The 15,499-nt window shown below is 63.5% G+C and carries 17 protein-coding genes and 1 pseudogene; 12 read left to right on the top strand and 6 right to left on the bottom strand.

The genetic code is table 11. From position 1 onward, the window contains the following. Positions 1-1,296: an O-acetylhomoserine aminocarboxypropyltransferase gene (locus tag HAP41_RS05735; RefSeq protein WP_166104500.1), complete on the bottom strand. Its 1,296-nt coding sequence runs from the start codon at positions 1,294-1,296 to the stop codon at positions 1-3. 183 nt (positions 1,297-1,479) lie between these two features. Further along, positions 1,480-2,289 (bottom strand): IclR family transcriptional regulator, encoded by an 810-nt coding sequence (locus HAP41_RS05740; RefSeq protein ID WP_166104498.1) that lies wholly within the window; start codon positions 2,287-2,289, stop codon positions 1,480-1,482. Positions 2,290-2,418: 129 nt separating this feature from the next. Between HAP41_RS05740 and HAP41_RS05745 the strand changes: the two genes are divergently transcribed. The 6 genes and pseudogenes from HAP41_RS05745 (at position 2,419) to HAP41_RS05770 (ending at position 7,022) form a co-directional block, all read left to right on the top strand. After that, positions 2,419-3,384 carry a Bug family tripartite tricarboxylate transporter substrate binding protein gene (locus HAP41_RS05745; protein WP_166104488.1) on the top strand — a complete coding sequence of 322 codons (966 nt, stop codon included), beginning with the start codon at positions 2,419-2,421 and terminating at the stop codon, positions 3,382-3,384. Between the two features lie 3 nt (positions 3,385-3,387). Next, positions 3,388-4,004 (top strand): annotated as a pseudogene (locus tag HAP41_RS05750) (flavin reductase family protein). A gap of 55 nt (positions 4,005-4,059) precedes the next feature. After that, positions 4,060-4,908: a fumarylacetoacetate hydrolase family protein gene (locus HAP41_RS05755; protein ID WP_166104480.1), complete on the top strand. Its 849-nt coding sequence runs from the start codon at positions 4,060-4,062 to the stop codon at positions 4,906-4,908. 3 nt (positions 4,909-4,911) lie between these two features. Continuing rightward, the gene (gene hpaH / locus HAP41_RS05760) at positions 4,912-5,715 is read left to right on the top strand and encodes a 2-oxo-hept-4-ene-1,7-dioate hydratase (RefSeq protein ID WP_166104475.1); all 804 of its coding nucleotides are present in this window, start codon (positions 4,912-4,914) and stop codon (positions 5,713-5,715) included. Positions 5,716-5,740: 25 nt separating this feature from the next. Continuing rightward, positions 5,741-6,133, top strand: a complete 393-nt coding sequence (locus HAP41_RS05765) for a RidA family protein (RefSeq protein WP_166104472.1) — start codon at positions 5,741-5,743, stop codon at positions 6,131-6,133. A 13-nt stretch (positions 6,134-6,146) separates the two neighbouring features. Next, positions 6,147-7,022 carry an amidohydrolase family protein gene (locus HAP41_RS05770; RefSeq protein ID WP_166104467.1) on the top strand — a complete coding sequence of 292 codons (876 nt, stop codon included), beginning with the start codon at positions 6,147-6,149 and terminating at the stop codon, positions 7,020-7,022. Between the two features lie 12 nt (positions 7,023-7,034). On the opposite strand, the gene HAP41_RS05775 is transcribed toward HAP41_RS05770, so the two are convergent. Continuing rightward, entirely contained in the window at positions 7,035-8,042 is a 1,008-nt protein-coding gene (locus tag HAP41_RS05775) for an LLM class flavin-dependent oxidoreductase (RefSeq protein ID WP_166104464.1), read from the bottom strand. A 126-nt stretch (positions 8,043-8,168) separates the two neighbouring features. After that, positions 8,169-8,387, bottom strand: a complete 219-nt coding sequence (locus HAP41_RS05780) for a hypothetical protein (protein WP_028151408.1) — start codon at positions 8,385-8,387, stop codon at positions 8,169-8,171. A gap of 396 nt (positions 8,388-8,783) precedes the next feature. Here HAP41_RS05780 and HAP41_RS05785 point away from each other — a divergent pair, with 396 nt between their 5' ends. Together HAP41_RS05785 and HAP41_RS05790 are read left to right on the top strand one after the other, a co-directional pair. Next, the gene (locus tag HAP41_RS05785) at positions 8,784-8,933 is read left to right on the top strand and encodes a hypothetical protein (protein WP_166104460.1); all 150 of its coding nucleotides are present in this window, start codon (positions 8,784-8,786) and stop codon (positions 8,931-8,933) included. Positions 8,934-9,047: 114 nt separating this feature from the next. After that, on the top strand, positions 9,048-9,377 hold the full coding sequence (locus tag HAP41_RS05790) for a DUF3085 domain-containing protein (RefSeq protein WP_224581059.1): 330 nt from the start codon (positions 9,048-9,050) through the stop codon (positions 9,375-9,377). A gap of 12 nt (positions 9,378-9,389) precedes the next feature. Here the strand turns inward: HAP41_RS05790 and HAP41_RS05795 are convergent, their stop codons facing one another. Then, a complete protein-coding gene (locus HAP41_RS05795; protein WP_166104452.1) occupies positions 9,390-11,135 on the bottom strand; it encodes a SulP family inorganic anion transporter in 1,746 nt (581 codons plus the stop codon). A 371-nt stretch (positions 11,136-11,506) separates the two neighbouring features. Here HAP41_RS05795 and HAP41_RS05800 point away from each other — a divergent pair, with 371 nt between their 5' ends. The 4 genes from HAP41_RS05800 (at position 11,507) to HAP41_RS05815 (ending at position 14,381) form a co-directional block, all read left to right on the top strand. Further along, a complete protein-coding gene (locus tag HAP41_RS05800; protein ID WP_166104449.1) occupies positions 11,507-11,995 on the top strand; it encodes a peptidase associated/transthyretin-like domain-containing protein in 489 nt (162 codons plus the stop codon). 11 nt (positions 11,996-12,006) lie between these two features. After that, entirely contained in the window at positions 12,007-12,642 is a 636-nt protein-coding gene (locus HAP41_RS05805; RefSeq protein WP_166104446.1) for a ferric reductase-like transmembrane domain-containing protein, read from the top strand. Positions 12,643-12,925: 283 nt separating this feature from the next. Then, positions 12,926-13,872 (top strand): IS630 family transposase gene (locus HAP41_RS05810; RefSeq protein ID WP_166063836.1). Its coding sequence is split into 2 segments (ribosomal slippage): positions 12,926-13,265 and positions 13,265-13,872, totalling 948 coding nucleotides; the frame shifts between segments, so codons are not numbered across the junction. 20 nt (positions 13,873-13,892) lie between these two features. Then, complete coding sequence (locus HAP41_RS05815; RefSeq protein ID WP_071909253.1) at positions 13,893-14,381, top strand: cyclic nucleotide-binding domain-containing protein; 489 nt, start codon at positions 13,893-13,895, stop codon at positions 14,379-14,381. A 96-nt stretch (positions 14,382-14,477) separates the two neighbouring features. On the opposite strand, the gene HAP41_RS05820 is transcribed toward HAP41_RS05815, so the two are convergent. Next, complete coding sequence (locus HAP41_RS05820; protein WP_175618166.1) at positions 14,478-14,969, bottom strand: septal ring lytic transglycosylase RlpA family protein; 492 nt, start codon at positions 14,967-14,969, stop codon at positions 14,478-14,480. Positions 14,970-15,499: the final 530 nt, after the last annotated feature.

Genomic DNA, 15,499 nt, shown 5'->3' on the forward strand with positions numbered 1-15,499 from the left:
TCAGACCTTTTGCGAGATGCGCAGCGCCTGCGCAAGATCGTCGATGATGTCGCTTGCCGTCTCGATGCCGACCGACAGCCGCACCAGCTCCTCGCCGATGCCGGCGGCCTTGAGCTGTTCGGCATCCATCTGCTGATGCGTGGTCGAGGCCGGGTGGATCACCAGTGTCTTGGCGTCGCCGACATTGGCGAGATGGCTGATCATGCGCAGCGATTCGATGAATTTTCGGCCGGCGGGTCGGCCGCCCTTGATGCCGAAGGAGACGATCGAGCCGGCGCCGCGCGGCAGCAGCGTTTTTGCGAGCTGATAGTCGGTGTGGTCCTCCAGCGAGGGATGCAGGACCCAATCGACGGCCTTGTTCGACTTCAGCGCCTCCAGAACCAGATGCGTGTTCTGGATGTGCCGGTCCATGCGCACACCGAGCGTCTCCACGCCCTGCAAGAGCTGGAACGCGTTGGTCGGGGACAGGCAGGCGCCGAAATCGCGCAGGCCCTCGGTGCGCGCGCGCATGATGAAGGCGCTCGTGCCGAACTGTTCGTCGAAAACGATGCCGTGATAACCGCCATAGGGCTCGGTCAGCACGCCGAACTTTCCGGAGCTGCGCCAGTCGAACCGGCCGCCGTCGACGATGGCGCCGCCGATCGCGATGCCGTGGCCGCCGATCCATTTGGTTGCCGAATGCATCACGATGTCGGCGCCTAACTCGATGGGACGGCTGAGATAGGGCGTGGCAAACGTATTGTCGATCAGCAGCGGAATCTTTGCCTCATGCGCGATCGCCGCGACCTTCGGAATGTCCAGCACCTCGAGCCCGGGATTGCCGATGGTCTCGCCGATCACGAGCCGGGTGTTCGGCCTGATCGCCGCACGGAACGCGTCGAGATCGCGCGGCTTGACGAAGGTCGTGGTGATGCCGAAACGCGGCAGCGTGTGCGCCAGCAAATTGATGGTGCCGCCATAGAGCGAGCTCGACGCCACGATATGGTCGCCGGCATTCAAAAGCGTCGCGATGGCCAGATGCAGCGCGGCCATGCCGCTTGCGGTGCAGATCGCGCCGACGCCGCCTTCGAGCGCCGCGAGCCGCTCTTCCAGCACACCGGTGGTCGGATTGGAGATGCGCGTATAGATGTGGCCGGCGCGCTCCAGATTGAACAGCGCGGCGGCGTGGTCGGAATCCTGGAACACATAGGACGTGGTCTGGTAGATCGGCACCGCGCGGGCGCCGGTCGCGGGATCCGGATGCTGGCCCGCGTGCAGGCTCAGGGTCTCGAAGGCTGGCGGTTTCGGCGCGGGCATGCGTGGCCTCGTTGGTCGGTCGGCGGAGGCGGCCGTTGTGCCACAAAATGGCGGGGAACGTCAGCCCATTGACAGCGCCGGGCGGCGGCTCGCAGCGCGCAGTGTGATGCGAGCCGTGGCCGCAGCGTCAGTGCGCTCCCTCGCCCCGTTCTTACGGGGAGAGGTGAAGCGGCACCGTCCGCGCTATCCAACATTCCCGCGTATCGCCTGCTCGATGATTCGCGCCTCCCGCAGCAAAATCTCCGCAACCTCCTGCTCGCGGCGCGGGCCGAGCCTCGTCCGAACGGCGGAGACGGTGATCGCCGCGGCAGGCTGTCCGTCCGGGGTCTTGATCCAGGTGGAGATCGATTTCGTGCCCTGCACGAGGCCGATCTCCCTCATGCCGTACCCCAACCGTCTCGCGGCGGTGATCTGGCCGAGCACCGTCGCGACGTCGGTCCGGTAGGCCCCGAATCGCTTCTCGTTGGCCGCGACGATTTTTCGCGCGTCCTGCGCCGGCATCGCGGCGAGGATGGCGACGCCTGCACTGCTGACGCCGAGCGGCCGGCGCGCACCGACCTCGATCGACAGCACCTGAATCGGATAGATGCCAATCCTGCGGTCGACGCACAGCGTATCGTTGCCGGTCCGCACCGTCAGGAACAGCGTGTCGCCGATCTCAGTGGAGGCACGCCGCAGCGACGGATTTGCCGCGACCAGCAGCCGCGACGGCCGCGGGCGTGCAAGTGCGAGCTCCGGCACCTGGTTGCCGATCGCGTAGCGGCCTGTTCGCTCGTACCGTTCGACGATGCCTTCCTCGATCAGCACGTGGACGATGCGATGCACGGTCGGGCGGGTGAGGCCGGTCGCGCGTACGACCTCGGCCAGCGGCACCCCGTCTTCGCGGCCTGCGGCAAGAATACGCAGCACCGCAAGCGCGCGCCGGATCGCCTGCGCGCCCTGTCGCGGCTCTGCCGTTCCGCCGGCGGATCTTGCGGAGTTCGTCTTGTCCATATTATGGACAAGAACGCCACAATTCACTCGACAGGTAAAGCGCTCATCTGGAGATTGCGCCGCGATCGAGCGCCATGCGCGACGTCACGGCATTCGATATGGAATTGGAAGCGCCGCCGGGAGGTTAACATGAGATTAATCTGGATTGCCATAGCTGCCGCAGCCGCGATGCTGGCGGGACCCGCATCGGGCCAGCAATGGCCGGCGCGCAGCGTCAAGCTGATCGTGCCCTATCCGGCTGGCGGCAATGTCGACAGCGCCGCGCGCATCGTCGCCGACAAGCTCCAGGAAAAGCTCGGTCAGCCCTTCATCATCGAGAACAAGGCCGGCGCCGGCGGCATGATCGCGGGCGAAGCCTTCTCGAAATCGGCGCCCGACGGTTACACGCTGTTCGTCGGCGCCAACGGCCCGGTGCTGTTCGCGACCGAGATCAACAAGCGCGAGGCCTATAACTGGAAGAAGGATTTTCTTCCGATCTCGACGATCTCGATGACGCCGCTGGTGCTCGAAGTGCACCCGTCCGTGCAGGCCACGACGTTCAAGGAATTCATCGAGCTCGCCAAGCGCGAGCCCGGCAAGCTGACCATGGCCTCGCCCGGCCCCGGCACCACCAACCGTCTGCTCAGCGAGCTGATGCAGTCGAGCCTCGATCTGCAATGGGTCACCGCGCATTACCGCGGCAACGCGCCGGCGATCAACGATCTCCTGGGCGGCCAGGTGCAGTTCGCATTCGACCAGCTCACGGTCAGCCTCCAGCACATCAAGGCCGGCCTGTTCCGCGCGCTCGCCGTCACCAGCCCGCATCGCCTGAAGTCGCTGCCTGACGTGCCGACCTTCGCCGAGCTCGGCTACAAGGATTTCGACGGCCAGACTTTTACGGGCCTGTTCGCGCCTGCCGGTACGCCGGCGCCGATCGTCGACAAACTTCACGAGACGCTGGTTGCGATCCTGAAAGATCCCAGTGTGATCGACAAGTTCGAAAAGCTTGGCGGCGAATCCACCCCGATGACGCCGGACGAGTTCAAGGCCTATCTCGCGCGCGAGGACGCCAAGTGGATTCCGGTCGTGCGCAAGGCCAACATCAAGGCTGACTGATCGATGCAGATCGACCCCACCGAGCTCGGCGCGGAGCGCATCTACCGGCTGATGACCGGCATCGTGGTGCCACGCCCGATCGCCTGGGTCACGAGCCTGTCGCGCTCCGGCGTGCTCAACCTCGCCCCTTCAGCGCCTTCACCTTCGTCTCGCAGAAGCCGCCGATGCTCGCCATCAGCGTCGGCCGCAAGGGCGCCGACTACAAGGACACCGCGCACAACATCCTCGACACCGAGGAATATGTGATCCACATCGCCGATACCCCGCTGATGTCCGCAGTGCACGACAGCTCGGTCGAGCATCCGCCTGAAATCAGCGAGGTCGAGCATCTCGGGCTGGAGACGCTGCCCTGCGAGCGCATCAAGGTGCGCCGGCTTGCGGCGGCACCCGTGGCGATGGAGTGCCGCTTCCGGCAGTGCCTCGAATTCGGCGAGGCCCGCAGCCGGCTCATCGTCGGCGAGGTCGTGATGTTCCACATCCGCGACGGCCTCGTGAACGACGGCAAGGTCGAGACCGCGGCGCTCGACCCGATCGCGCGCATCGGCGGCCCGCGCTACGCCCGTCTCGGTGAGATCGTGACGCTGAACACCGTCTTCCAGACGCCCAAATCCAAAGACTGAGCGCGCAGCCCATCGCGCGGGCCCTTGTGCCTGAAGACCATTGGAGAATACGACAATGCGACTCGTAAGCTATCTCTTGGACGGAGAGCCGCGCTATGGCGCGGCGGTTGATGGCGGTGTCGTCGATCTGACCAGGCGGATCGGACGCGACTTCTCCGACGTGAAAGCGCTGATCGCGGCCAACGCGCTCGCGGACGCGCAGGAAGCGGTGGCTGGACAAAAACCCGACCACGCGCTGGAAAGCCTCGTCCTGCTTCCGCCGGAAAAGCTCTGGTGCATCGGCGTCAACTACGCCGAGCGCAATGCCGAGTATAAAGACAGCTCAGACCTGCCCAAATATCCCAGCCTGTTCGTGCGCAGCATCTCGTCGATGACCGGCGCCGGCCAGCCGGTCGAGAAGCCTCATGTATCTGAGCAGCTCGACTACGAGGGCGAGCTCGTCATCGTGATCGGCCAGGGCGGCCGTCACATCCCGCGCGAACAGGCCTTCGCGCACATCTTCGGCATGACCCTGTGCAACGAGGGCACGATCCGCGACTGGCTGCGCCACGGCAAGTTCAACGTCACCCAGGGCAAGAATTTCGATCGCTCCGGTAGCATCGGGCCGTGGATCGTCACGTCTGACGAGCTCGATCCGCGCGGGCCTCATGACATCATCACGCGCGTCAACGGCGAGGTGCGGCAGCAGGACACGACCGAGCGGCTGATGTTCCCGTTCGATTTCCTGATCTCCTATCTCTCGACCTTTGCCACCCTGAAGCCCGGCGACATGATCGTAACAGGCACGCCGACGGGCGCGGGCGCGCGTTTCGATCCGCCGCGCTGGCTTAGGGTGGGCGACGTCGTCGAGGTCGAGTCTGCTGGCATCGGCGTGCTGCGCAACACCGTCGCCGCGGAGCAGTAAGCCATGCTCGATACCGCCACGATCGAACGCCTCGCCGCGCGCCTGGATGAGGCCGAGCGCAGCAAGACGCTGATCCCGATGTTCTCGAAGGAATATCCCGACTTCGCCATCGAGGATGCCTACGCCATCCAGCGCGCCTGGACGAAACTTCAGCTCGGCCGCGGCCGTGTTATCAAGGGACACAAGATCGGCCTGACCTCGAAGGCGATGCAGAACGCGGTCGGCATCTCCGAGCCCGATTACGGCGTGCTGTTCGCCGACATGTTCTATGCCGACGCAACGCCGATTCCGTTCGATCGCTTCCATGCGCCGCGCATCGAGGTCGAGCTCGCCTTCGTGCTGAAGGCGCCGCTCCGCGGGCCTGACTGCACCATCTTCGACGTGCTCAACGCCACCGACTATGTCACGCCTGCGCTAGAAATCCTGGAGACGCGCATGCATCGCGTCGATCCCCAGACGGGCAAGACGCGGAAGGTGATGGACACCATCTCGGACAACGCGGCGAACGCCGCGCTGGTGCTCGGCGGCCGGCCGTTCCGCCCGATGGACGCGGATTTGCGCTGGATCGGCGCGCTGCTGTTCCGCAATGGTGAGGTCGAGGAGACCGGGCTTGCGGCCGGCGTGCTCAATCATCCCGCCAACGGCATTGCCTGGCTCGCCAACCGGCTTGCGCCGCATGACGAACATCTCGCGGCCGGCGAGGTGGTGCTGGCGGGATCGTTCACCCGTCCCGTCGACATCCGCCGCGGCGACACGTTCCATGCCGACTATGGCGCGTTCGGCTCGGTATCGTGCCAGTTCGTCTGAACCAACACATAAGAGGGAGCGCATCATGACGGGTCAAACGCGGCGCAGGAGCATCCACATCGGCGGCTTCAAGCACGCCAACCCGATTCCCAACGCCTGCCGCATCGGCAATCTTGTGATGTCCGGCGTCATCCTCGGCCGTGATACGGCTGGCGTGATGCCCGCGAGCCTGGATGCGCAATGCGCCAACATGTTCGCGCATATGAAGGCAACGGTGGAGGCCGCGGGTGGCACCACGGACGACATCATCAAGATGACGGTGTGGCTGAAGGACCGTACGCAGCGCGGGCCCGTCAATGTCGAGTGGCTCAAGATGTTTCCGGACGAGCATTCGCGCCCGGCGCGCCATGCGCTGCCGATGGACAATATGGACGGTGGCGCCCTGGTGCAGTGCGACTTCACCGCCGTGATCGACTGAAGGAGCATTTTGCATGCCGACCTATCTGCCGTTCGACCCCAACCCGCGCCGCCCGGTCAAGGCACCGCCGCCGAAGACCGTCGACAGCCAGTTTCACGTGCTCGGACCCATCGACAAATATCCGGAGCGCCCCGGCGCGGCCTATCGGATGCCGAGCGCGACCTGGGAAGCAGCGCTGCGCGTGCACAAGACGCTCGGCATCGAGCGCGGCATCATCGTGCAGACCACGACGTATGGTGCGGATCATTCCGTCGTACTCGACGGCCTCGCCGCGATGGGCCCGAATTATCGCGGCTGCGCCAACGCACTGGTGTTCGCGGAGGCGAACGACGCTTATCTCGCCAAGCTGCATGACGCGGGCGTGCGCGGCGCGCGCTTCAGTTTCCGCCAGGAGCTCGGCGCCGTGCTGTCGGACGCCGATTTCGCCCGTGCCATCGCGCGCATCCGCGAACTCGGCTGGTACGTGAAGATCCAGCCCGAGAAAGACGGCATCGTCTCCAGCGTCGCCAAGTACGAGAATCTCGAGGTCCCCGTGCTGATCGACCACATGGCGCGGCCCGTGCCCTCGAATGGCAAGGATGATCCGAACCTGCGCAAGATGCTGGAGCTGCTCGAGAAGGGCAATTTCTGGGTCATGCTGTCGCTCGGCGAGAAGACCTCGCAGGCCGGCCCGCCCTATGACGACGTGATCCCGATCGCGCGCGCCTATATCGAGGCCGCAATCGACCGCTGCGTCTGGGCCAGCGACTGGCCGCATCCCGTCTCCGTCAAGCAGCCGCCCAACGACGCCGACCTGCTCGAGCTGATGTACCGCTACGCGCCCGACCAGGCCGAGCTGGAGAAGATCCTCGTGCACAATCCGGCAAAGCTGTTCGGCTTTCCGGACTAGGGCGGAATTGATTCACACCGCCGGCCGTGCCGCCAGCCGGTCGCGCATCTCGGCTGCGATCTCGAACGAGCGCAGCCGCGCGGCGTGGTCGTAGATCTGGCCCGTCGTCATCAGCTCGTCCGCGCCGGTCTCGGCGATCAGCGCCTTCAGCTTCTCCTCGACCGTTTCAGGCGAACCTATGGCGGAGCAGGACAGCGACTGGCCAACCATAGCCTTCTCGGCCGGTGACCACAGCGCGTCCATGTCGTCGACCGGCGGCGGCAGCGGGCCGGGCGTGCCGCGGCGCAGATTGATGAACTGCTGCTGGAGCGAGGAGAACATCCGCTGCGCCTCCGCGTCGCTCTCGGCGGCGAACACGTTGACGCCGACCATCGCGTAAGGCGTGTCGAGCTGCGCCGACGGCTCGAAGCGCGCCCGATATTCGCGCAGCGCCGGCATCATCATTTGAGGCGCGAAGTGCGAGGCGAACGCGAACGGCAGCCCGAGCATCGCGGCAAGCTGCGCGCCGAAGGTGCTCGATCCCAGGATCCAGAGCGGCACCTTCGTCCCAAAGCCGGGCACGGCGCGGATCGCCTGGTTCGGCTGGACATCACCGAGCAGCGCCTGCAACTCCAGCACGTCATGCGGAAAGTTCTCTGAGCTGGTGGCGAGGTCGCGCCGCAATGCCCGCGCGGTGAACTGATCGGTGCCCGGCGCGCGGCCGAGCCCGAGATCGATGCGCCCGGGATAGAGCGACTCCAGCGTGCCGAACTGCTCGGCGATGACCAGCGGCGAATGGTTCGGCAGCATGATCCCGCCGGACCCGACCCGGATCGTCCTGGTCCCGCCCGCGACATGCCCGATCACCACCGACGTCGCCGCGCTCGCGATGCCCGTCATGTTGTGATGCTCGGCCAGCCAGAACCGCTTGTAGCCCCAGGTCTCGGCATGCTGGGCGAGGTCGAGCGAGTTGCGGAACGCCTGCGCCGCATCGCCACCTCTTCGGATGGGAGCGAGGTCGAGCACGGAGAAGGGGATCATGTTTGGCGTACCGGGTGGGAGTGCGATGTGCGCTGCGGCCTCACATGTAGTGGCTCATTATGGAAATGTTAGCGCGCGCTTTTCAGTCGGTCGAGATGTGGCCGGCACCTTTCCCGTTGGCGGCAGCTACAGCAAGCCGCGCTTGTGCTGGATGATGATGATAACGCGAATGATGCAGTCCGATACTGACTCGCCGGGCCGGCGTGCCTTGTGCAGCATTTGCCACGTCACCTCATCGATCTGTATCTGCCATTTGCCGCTTGCCAGGCGTTGTCCAGTATCGTCGGACGGGAACTCGGCCGCAATCAGAGCGCGGCACTCGTCGGTGATTTCAATTTCCGGCATTGTTGGTCGTTCTCGCGGACGGTGTGCTCGCGTGCAGCCCTCGCCCGATCCGGAGAGATCAGCCAGTTAAATCGCGGTAACTACCGATCCGGCCGAAGCCGATGCTGATCGTCCTGACCATGGACGAGGAGCGCGACATCTGGACGCAGTCGCGGCAGGGCGCTGCGGCGCCACCAATGGATGCCTGCTGAATATTGAGGGATGCGGCGCTGACAAGAAGGATCATTCAATGGCTTGGGTCTCGTTCGCGCAGCCGTGACGCTTGAGTCGTCGGGCTCCCGTCGTCGCCGGACATTGCCGATCCTTCACAACCTTAATGCGATTTAACGAGGTTTCCGTAAGCGGTGTGGGTAAACCGCGAGTCGCGGGGGCGTCCTCCAGACACGAGATGACGCCGTGAAGTTTGACGAACAGGAACGCACCGCGCTGACGGACGCTGGGTTTTCCGTCGCCGACAACAGCAAAGCTGCCTACGTCGAAGCCGTCGTGGTGATCGCCGCGATCGCAACTCGTAACTACGCAGCTCGGCGGAACCCACTTCAGTGAAGCTGACCTTCCCTCATGCAAGGCTGAAGGCGCTCTGGAACGAGGCCGTCCGGCAATGGCCGGTTTCGGTGCGAGCCATGAACGGTCGAGATTCGCCCGGTTTCTGGCTTGTCGGTGGCCAAGGCATCTATCTCGCACAACGGCGCCAGGCCTCGGGGCAGCGTGACTCTGGCCTACGCAAACGAATGCGACCCGGTCAGGGTGCCGGTCCAAAGTTGGTTGGGTATCAAGCGCGCCATCTTCGGCGATAACGATGGGAGGGAATTCGTCGATCTGGTGATGATCGGCACTGCCGTCGATGCGGGCGCCGACCTCGAGGTGACCTTCGAGCCCGACACGATGACGGTGGCTGTCGTCGAAAAAGGGACGGCGAGCATACGACTGCAATCGCTGCGCATCCGGGACAAAAATTACACCACGTCAGGACGCAGTTGTCGGGTTTGAGTCTGATCTCGGCTAAGGACCAGACGCGGTATCTTGGCCCGCTACTCTCTCCAAGCCCTGCACATCGTCGTCCTCCCATTCCACGTTGTTGGTTTCGAGATAGCGGGCGACGGCTACGCCGATTGTCGGGAAGAAGTAATTCTCTCCAAGCTGCGCGAAGAGGCCAAATCTTTTCAGCTTGTCCTTCACGGGATCTTTGAGTTCGGCAAAACAAAACTCTATGCCTTGCGCGTGCAACGATCGGTCCAGTTCGGCAACCACGTCGCAGGCGGTGACGTCTACGCTCGTGACCGGCTCCGCGGCAACAACTAGCCAACGCACGGGTGTTGGCGATGTCGCTACGGCATCCAGGACGCGTTCCCTGAAGAATTCGGCGTTGGCAAAAAACAGAGGAGCATCCCAGCGAAACAGGACCAGCCCGGGGACCCGGCGCGCATCCGGATATCGTGTGATGTCGTGATAGCCTTTGACGCCGTGGGCGCGCCCCAATACGGCGGAGTGTGGGCGCCAACCGTCCCACAGGAACTCGATGATAGCGATTGCGATCGCAAGACCAATTCCTGGAATGACTCCGAGCACTGCTACACCGACAAAGCAGACGATCGCCAGCCAGAATTCCCACCGTTGAATGCGATAGATTCGTTTGAGGTCGGCAACTTCAATCAAGCCAATCGCCGATGCGATGACGACGGCGGCCAATGCGGCGGTGGGTAAATGTTGGAGCAGGCTCGGCGCGACCAGGAGGAGCAACGCGATGGCAAACGCGCCTACGACGCTGGTGAGTTGAGTGCGGGCACCGGCGGCTTCCGCAACGGGTGTCCGTGAACTACTGCTGCTGATCGGGAAGCCCTGGAAAAATCCCGTCGCCAAATTGGCGGCACCGAGCCCGACCATCTCTTGGTTGGGATCGACCCGAGACCCCAATCGCGCAGCATAGGCACGTGAAAGTACGCTCGTATCGGCAAACGAAACCATCGCTACTGCACAACCGCCGATCAGCACCGGCACGAGGTCGCTGGAGGTGATCCATGGGACAACGAAACCCGGCAGGCCCTGGGGAAGGGGGCCCAGTACCTTGACGCCGTATTGCGTCCCGAGATCAAGCACCCCGACGACGAGCGTAGCCCCAACGACCGCAATCAGAAGGCCCGGTACCCGCTTGTTGTTTCTGAGAAGCAGGATCACGATCAACGTGGCGAGGCCAATCGCGAACGCGACCCAGTTTATCCGCCCCCCAAGGATCGCGCTGACAATCGCCCACAGGCTTCGCAGTGGCCCCTCGCTCTCGATGGAAAAGCCGAAGAGCTTGGGCAGCTGGCTGATCAATACGGTCAGGGCAATTCCGTTCATATACCCGTAGCGTATCGGCTTCGAGAGAAGCTCGGTGATAAAGCCAAGGCGCGCGACACCTGCCAGGATACAGACCGTCCCTGAGACAATCGCCATCATGCCCGCGAGTGTCACGGCCCGCAGGGGATCGCCCTGAGCCAAGGGAGCGATGACTCCAAGGAGTATTGCCGCCAGCGCCGAGTCCGGGCCAAGGACGAGAATGCGGCTTGGGCCGAACAGCGCGTAGGCGAGCAGCGGCACGATCGTTGCGTACAAACCGTAGATGCCCGGCAGGCCCGATGCAGCTGCATAGGCAATGCCGACCGGGACCAGCATTGTCGCCAGGACGATGCCGGCGAAGATATCGTGCGGAAGCCATGCTGCTTCATATCGACGGAGAGTGTCGAGTCCGGGCAACCAGCGCTTCATTGATGGCTTCTCCCAGCCCGCATTGAGCAAGTTTGCCCCGCATGATGTGTTGGACCGATCAGGCTATTACGCCCGCAGCAGGCTGAACAGTGGCCCGGCGCTATGGCCGAAGCAGCACAGCGGGCCATGGGTGCCAGCCGGCACCAAGTCTTCCCTGCGCCCTCTTCACGGTCGAGGGGGAAGGACCAAAACCGAACTCGGGCGTTTCATGCCGCGAGAATGGCGTTCGTTCGCGGCTGTTTGAGTGGCCTGTGCCTCCGTTCACAACCCTGTTATTGCGACCTGGTGCGCCCGTTGTCTCAACTGGGCGTTTTGCGCCTGTTGTTGTACCCTTGGTGAAACAGCTGCTGGGGTCGCGAGGAGGAACTGACATGACCATGGTCGTACTCAACCGACGCTATCTCCTCGCCGCCGGCGGCTCGGTCCTGGCGGCCGGGGTGTCCGGGCTCCTGTTGCCTGCCCGTGCGGAAGGCCTCGCACCGACCGAGTCGATGTCGGGTGGCGCGAACAACTACCGCAAGGGCGCGGCGATCGTGGACCGGATCGGCAAGGGCAGCTTCTGGATGAGCGGCACCGTACGCCGCGCAGGCGACGGGGCTCCACTTGCCGGGCAGCGCATTCAGATCTGGGCGCACACGACCGAAGGGCAGGAACACGAGCCGCAGAGTCATGGCGCCACGCTCACCGACAAGGACGGCAAGTTCCGGCTCGAGATGCCGCAGATCATTCCGATCTTTGGCCAGCCGCATGGTCACCTCGCCTATGACAGCGGTGAGTTCAAGACCGTCTTTCTGCGGCCGGTGATGCGGAGCGCGAAGGAGACGAGCCTGGAAGCGCACTTCATCCTGCAGCCGGCCTGACCGGGTTGCGAATGAAGGGGTGGAGACTGGCCCGGGTGATCCTGATCTGGGTTGCCCTTGCTTTGGCCAGCGTGCCGATCGCCGCGGCAGCGGGAAGCGAGCAGCTCGCATGGCGCGGTTCGCTCTACATCCTGGCCGGGTTTGCGGGGATTGTTGCCCTCGGCCTCGTGCTCGTTCAGCCCCTGCTGATTGGCGGATATCTGCCGGGATTTCCGGCCTATCGCGGACGGCGTGCGCATCACTGGATCGGCGGCGCGCTGGTCGCAGCGATCGTGATCCATGTCGTTGGCCTCTGGATCACCAGCCCGCCCGACATGATCGACGCGCTGACCTTCTCATCGCCGACGCCGTTCTCTCCCTTTGGCGTGACCGCGATGTGGGCCATCTTCGCGGTCGCGCTTTTGGCCGCCCTGCGCCGGCGATTGGGACTGCGACCGCGAACCTGGCGCTTCATTCACATGCCGCTGGCGATCGTCATCGTCGCAGGCAGCGTGGTCCATTGCCTGCTGATCGAGGGGACGATGGAGACGATCTCGAAGGCGGCACTCTGCGCGCTCGTCCTCGCGGCAACCGTAAAAGTCATGATCGACCTGCAGGTGTGGCGAAAGCGAAGGACCTTGCGCGGCGAGAGCACTGCGCCGCGGTGACATGGCCGCGCGTAGCGCATAGTAGAGTGAAGCGAAACCCATCGCACTTTGTCTGCGCGGAAGCATGATGGGTTTCGCTAGCGCTCTACCATCCTACGAAACTTTTGCTGACCGCCTTGTTCAAACACGTTCGGCGTCGTCAGCGCCGATCTCCGCTCCGCTTGCCGCAGATAGCGACGGGGCGTATCCTAGAGCATTTTCCGACCGGAAAGAATCGGGTGGGGATTCCCAAAACGGCGCGAGTCAGATTCAAGCTGCATGCTGGCGAGGGAGGCCAGCATGTATGGCCAGGGCGCTTTCGGTTGATCTTCGCCAAAGGGTGGTAGCCGCGATTGACGGTGGCATGTCCTGTCGACAGGCTGCTGAGCGCTTTGGTGTCAGCGCGGCCAGTGCGATCCGCTGGCGCGGTCGCCTCAAGAAAGTTGGCGACATCGTTCCTAAACGCCAGGGCGGTGACCGCAAATCGCAGCGCATCGAAGCGCATTCGCAATTGATTCTGGAGGCGGTGACAGCGAGGCCGGATATCACGCTTGCCGAGTTGCGAGAACTGTTGAAACGTCGTGGAATATCGACTGGCATCGCGTCGCTCTGGCGTTTTTTCCAGCGCAGAAAGATCACACTTAAAAAAAGACAGCGCACGCCGCCGAGCAACGGCGCGGCGATATAAATGCCGCACGTGAGGAGTGGTTCGAAGGGCAAATCGACCTTGACCCTGAGCGTCTCGTCTTCATCGACGAAACCAGCGCCAACACCAAAATGGCGCGGCGTTACGGGCGCTCGCCACGCGGCGAGCGATGTCGTGCAGCTATCCCACACGGACATTGGAAGACGACGACGTTCACCGCTGGATTGCGCTCCGACGGTCTGATCGCGCCGCTTGTTCTGGACGGTCCAATGGATGGCGACGCTTTCCTGGCCTACGTCGAGCAATTGCTCGCCCCATCGCTGCGGCCGGGCGATACCGTTATCATGGACAACTTGCCCGCTCACAAGGTCCATGGCGTTCGAGAGGCCATCCAGGCGGTCGGAGCTAGCCTGCTCTATCTTCCGCCCTACAGTCCAGACTTCAACCCGATTGAAATGGCCTTCTCCAAACTGAAAGCGCTGTTGCGGACCGCCGCAGCCCGCACCATGCCCGATCTCTGGCAAGCAATCGCCAACGCTCTCAAACGCTTCTCACCCGAGGAATGTCAAAATTATCTCGTCGCGGCTGGTTACGACGCAACGTGATCGGAAAACGCTCTAGCGCGATGGTTGTCAGTGCCCCCGAGCTGAAAACGTTCCTGCTCGCGACGCCGTTCTTCGGCGGTCTTCCGGACCCGAGCCTCGACCTGCTGATTTCGATGCTGGTCGAGTGCCGCTTTGATGCCGGCGCGACCGTCGTGGCGGAAAGCGAGCCGGGACGCTCGCTGTTCATCGTCAAGTCCGGCCGGCTGGCGGTGAGCAAGCGGGCGAACTCGGGGAACGTCATCCCGATTTCCGTTCTGGAGGCTGGCGATTTCTTCGGTGAAATGACGCTGATTGAAATGCAGAATCGTTCCGCAACGGTGGTCGCGGAGAGTCCGACGGTGCTGTACGAGCTGACGGCGCAAAAGCTCTACGCTTGCTACAAGGCCGATATCCACGCCTATGTGATCGTCCTGCAGAACGTCAATCGAGAGCTATGCCGGCGGCTGCGCCGTGCCGACGATCGCCTCACCGGACACCAGGCGGACGAAGACGAAACCCCCGCGAGATGACTGTGCTTCTCTGCGCCGCCGCAAGTTCGCTCCGCGGCTGACGGTCCCGGATTACGCTCGCGCTCCATCCGGGCCACGCCACTTCGCGTGGGACGTTCAGCCCACCGGTCCCGGGATCCAATCGTCCCCTGAAAGTGGACTGACCCTTACGCCAACAATGACTCCGAGTTCCAGGCTTGGATCGAAATGGCGCATCGTCCGCTCGTTGAGGTCGATGATGCGGCCAGGCCTTAATGGCCCCACGTCATTTATCTTGACGATGACCTTCTTGCCGACGGCCTCGACGAGGGCATATTTCGGCCTCGCGCCAAATTGGACCCCGCCAAATTTCCCGCGCAAATTCGTCTTGATGGCAGCCGCCCAGACAGAGGGATCATAGCGCTCGCCGGAGGCTGTGTTCGGACCGCCCTCTTCCTTGCCGGGCTTGAACGGATTGTACATGGATGCGGCGCCAACGATCGCCTGCCCGGAGGCGGCATCGACGACGGCGCTTGAGTGAACTTCACACGCTTCACTTCGATCAACGGGAACAGAAACGGCAAGCGCAACCAGGGCGCCGCAAATTGCGGCGCTCGAGCGGAACAGCATTATAACTCCTGTGATTTTTTCGATCGTCCGGTTCCGACACCGCAAGCATGGTCAAGCGAACGCGGAAGCGTTCACGAACTTGCACCAGTGCTTTGCGGATTCGAGCCAACCCCTGGCTACGGAACCGATGTGCGAACCAGAGCGGTCCGCACGCAGTGTTTTAGGTTGTCCCCGACTAAGACAGAGAATGCGTCAGCAGCATGACCTGATGGAACCTGCGGTGAGTGACAAATGCGATGTCGCCACAAGCCGACACGCTCGCGCTAATTGATGCGTCGGGCAAAACACCCGCCGCTCGCACAAACCCGTCAATCCTCTGCAGTAAAAATATTCCACTTTACCGAAATTCGGAATTGCGGCATTGTCTCCGCCATCCCGGCCCGAGAAGAGGGGCGATCGTACGTCGTCACGAACGTGGGCCGGGGTGCGGTGGACGCGGCAGTGCCGGGCACGCGAATGCGGGACCAGGGCGAGATGAACCTCGTGAGGGCCTTGACTGCGTGCGGGACGGACGGCGCCTGTGTCCAGCG

The organism is Bradyrhizobium barranii subsp. apii, assembly GCF_011516635.5.
Classification (GTDB): Bacteria; Pseudomonadota; Alphaproteobacteria; order Rhizobiales; family Xanthobacteraceae; genus Bradyrhizobium; species Bradyrhizobium barranii.

Excerpts from the sequence above, each read along its gene's own strand:
- HAP41_RS05735 (WP_166104500.1), bottom strand. The coding sequence starts at position 1,296 with ATGCCCGCGCCGAAACCGCCAGCCTTCGAGACCCTGAGCCTGCACGCG.
- HAP41_RS05740 (WP_166104498.1), bottom strand. The coding sequence starts at position 2,289 with ATGGACAAGACGAACTCCGCAAGATCCGCCGGCGGAACGGCAGAGCCG.
- HAP41_RS05745 (WP_166104488.1), top strand. The coding sequence starts at position 2,419 with ATGAGATTAATCTGGATTGCCATAGCTGCCGCAGCCGCGATGCTGGCG.
- HAP41_RS05755 (WP_166104480.1), top strand. The coding sequence starts at position 4,060 with ATGCGACTCGTAAGCTATCTCTTGGACGGAGAGCCGCGCTATGGCGCG.
- hpaH (WP_166104475.1), top strand. The coding sequence starts at position 4,912 with ATGCTCGATACCGCCACGATCGAACGCCTCGCCGCGCGCCTGGATGAG.
- HAP41_RS05765 (WP_166104472.1), top strand. The coding sequence starts at position 5,741 with ATGACGGGTCAAACGCGGCGCAGGAGCATCCACATCGGCGGCTTCAAG.
- HAP41_RS05770 (WP_166104467.1), top strand. The coding sequence starts at position 6,147 with ATGCCGACCTATCTGCCGTTCGACCCCAACCCGCGCCGCCCGGTCAAG.
- HAP41_RS05775 (WP_166104464.1), bottom strand. The coding sequence starts at position 8,042 with ATGATCCCCTTCTCCGTGCTCGACCTCGCTCCCATCCGAAGAGGTGGC.
- HAP41_RS05780 (WP_028151408.1), bottom strand. The coding sequence starts at position 8,387 with ATGCCGGAAATTGAAATCACCGACGAGTGCCGCGCTCTGATTGCGGCC.
- HAP41_RS05795 (WP_166104452.1), bottom strand. The coding sequence starts at position 11,135 with ATGAAGCGCTGGTTGCCCGGACTCGACACTCTCCGTCGATATGAAGCA.
- HAP41_RS05800 (WP_166104449.1), top strand. The coding sequence starts at position 11,507 with ATGACCATGGTCGTACTCAACCGACGCTATCTCCTCGCCGCCGGCGGC.
- HAP41_RS05805 (WP_166104446.1), top strand. The coding sequence starts at position 12,007 with ATGAAGGGGTGGAGACTGGCCCGGGTGATCCTGATCTGGGTTGCCCTT.
- HAP41_RS05815 (WP_071909253.1), top strand. The coding sequence starts at position 13,893 with ATGGTTGTCAGTGCCCCCGAGCTGAAAACGTTCCTGCTCGCGACGCCG.
- HAP41_RS05820 (WP_175618166.1), bottom strand. The coding sequence starts at position 14,969 with ATGCTGTTCCGCTCGAGCGCCGCAATTTGCGGCGCCCTGGTTGCGCTT.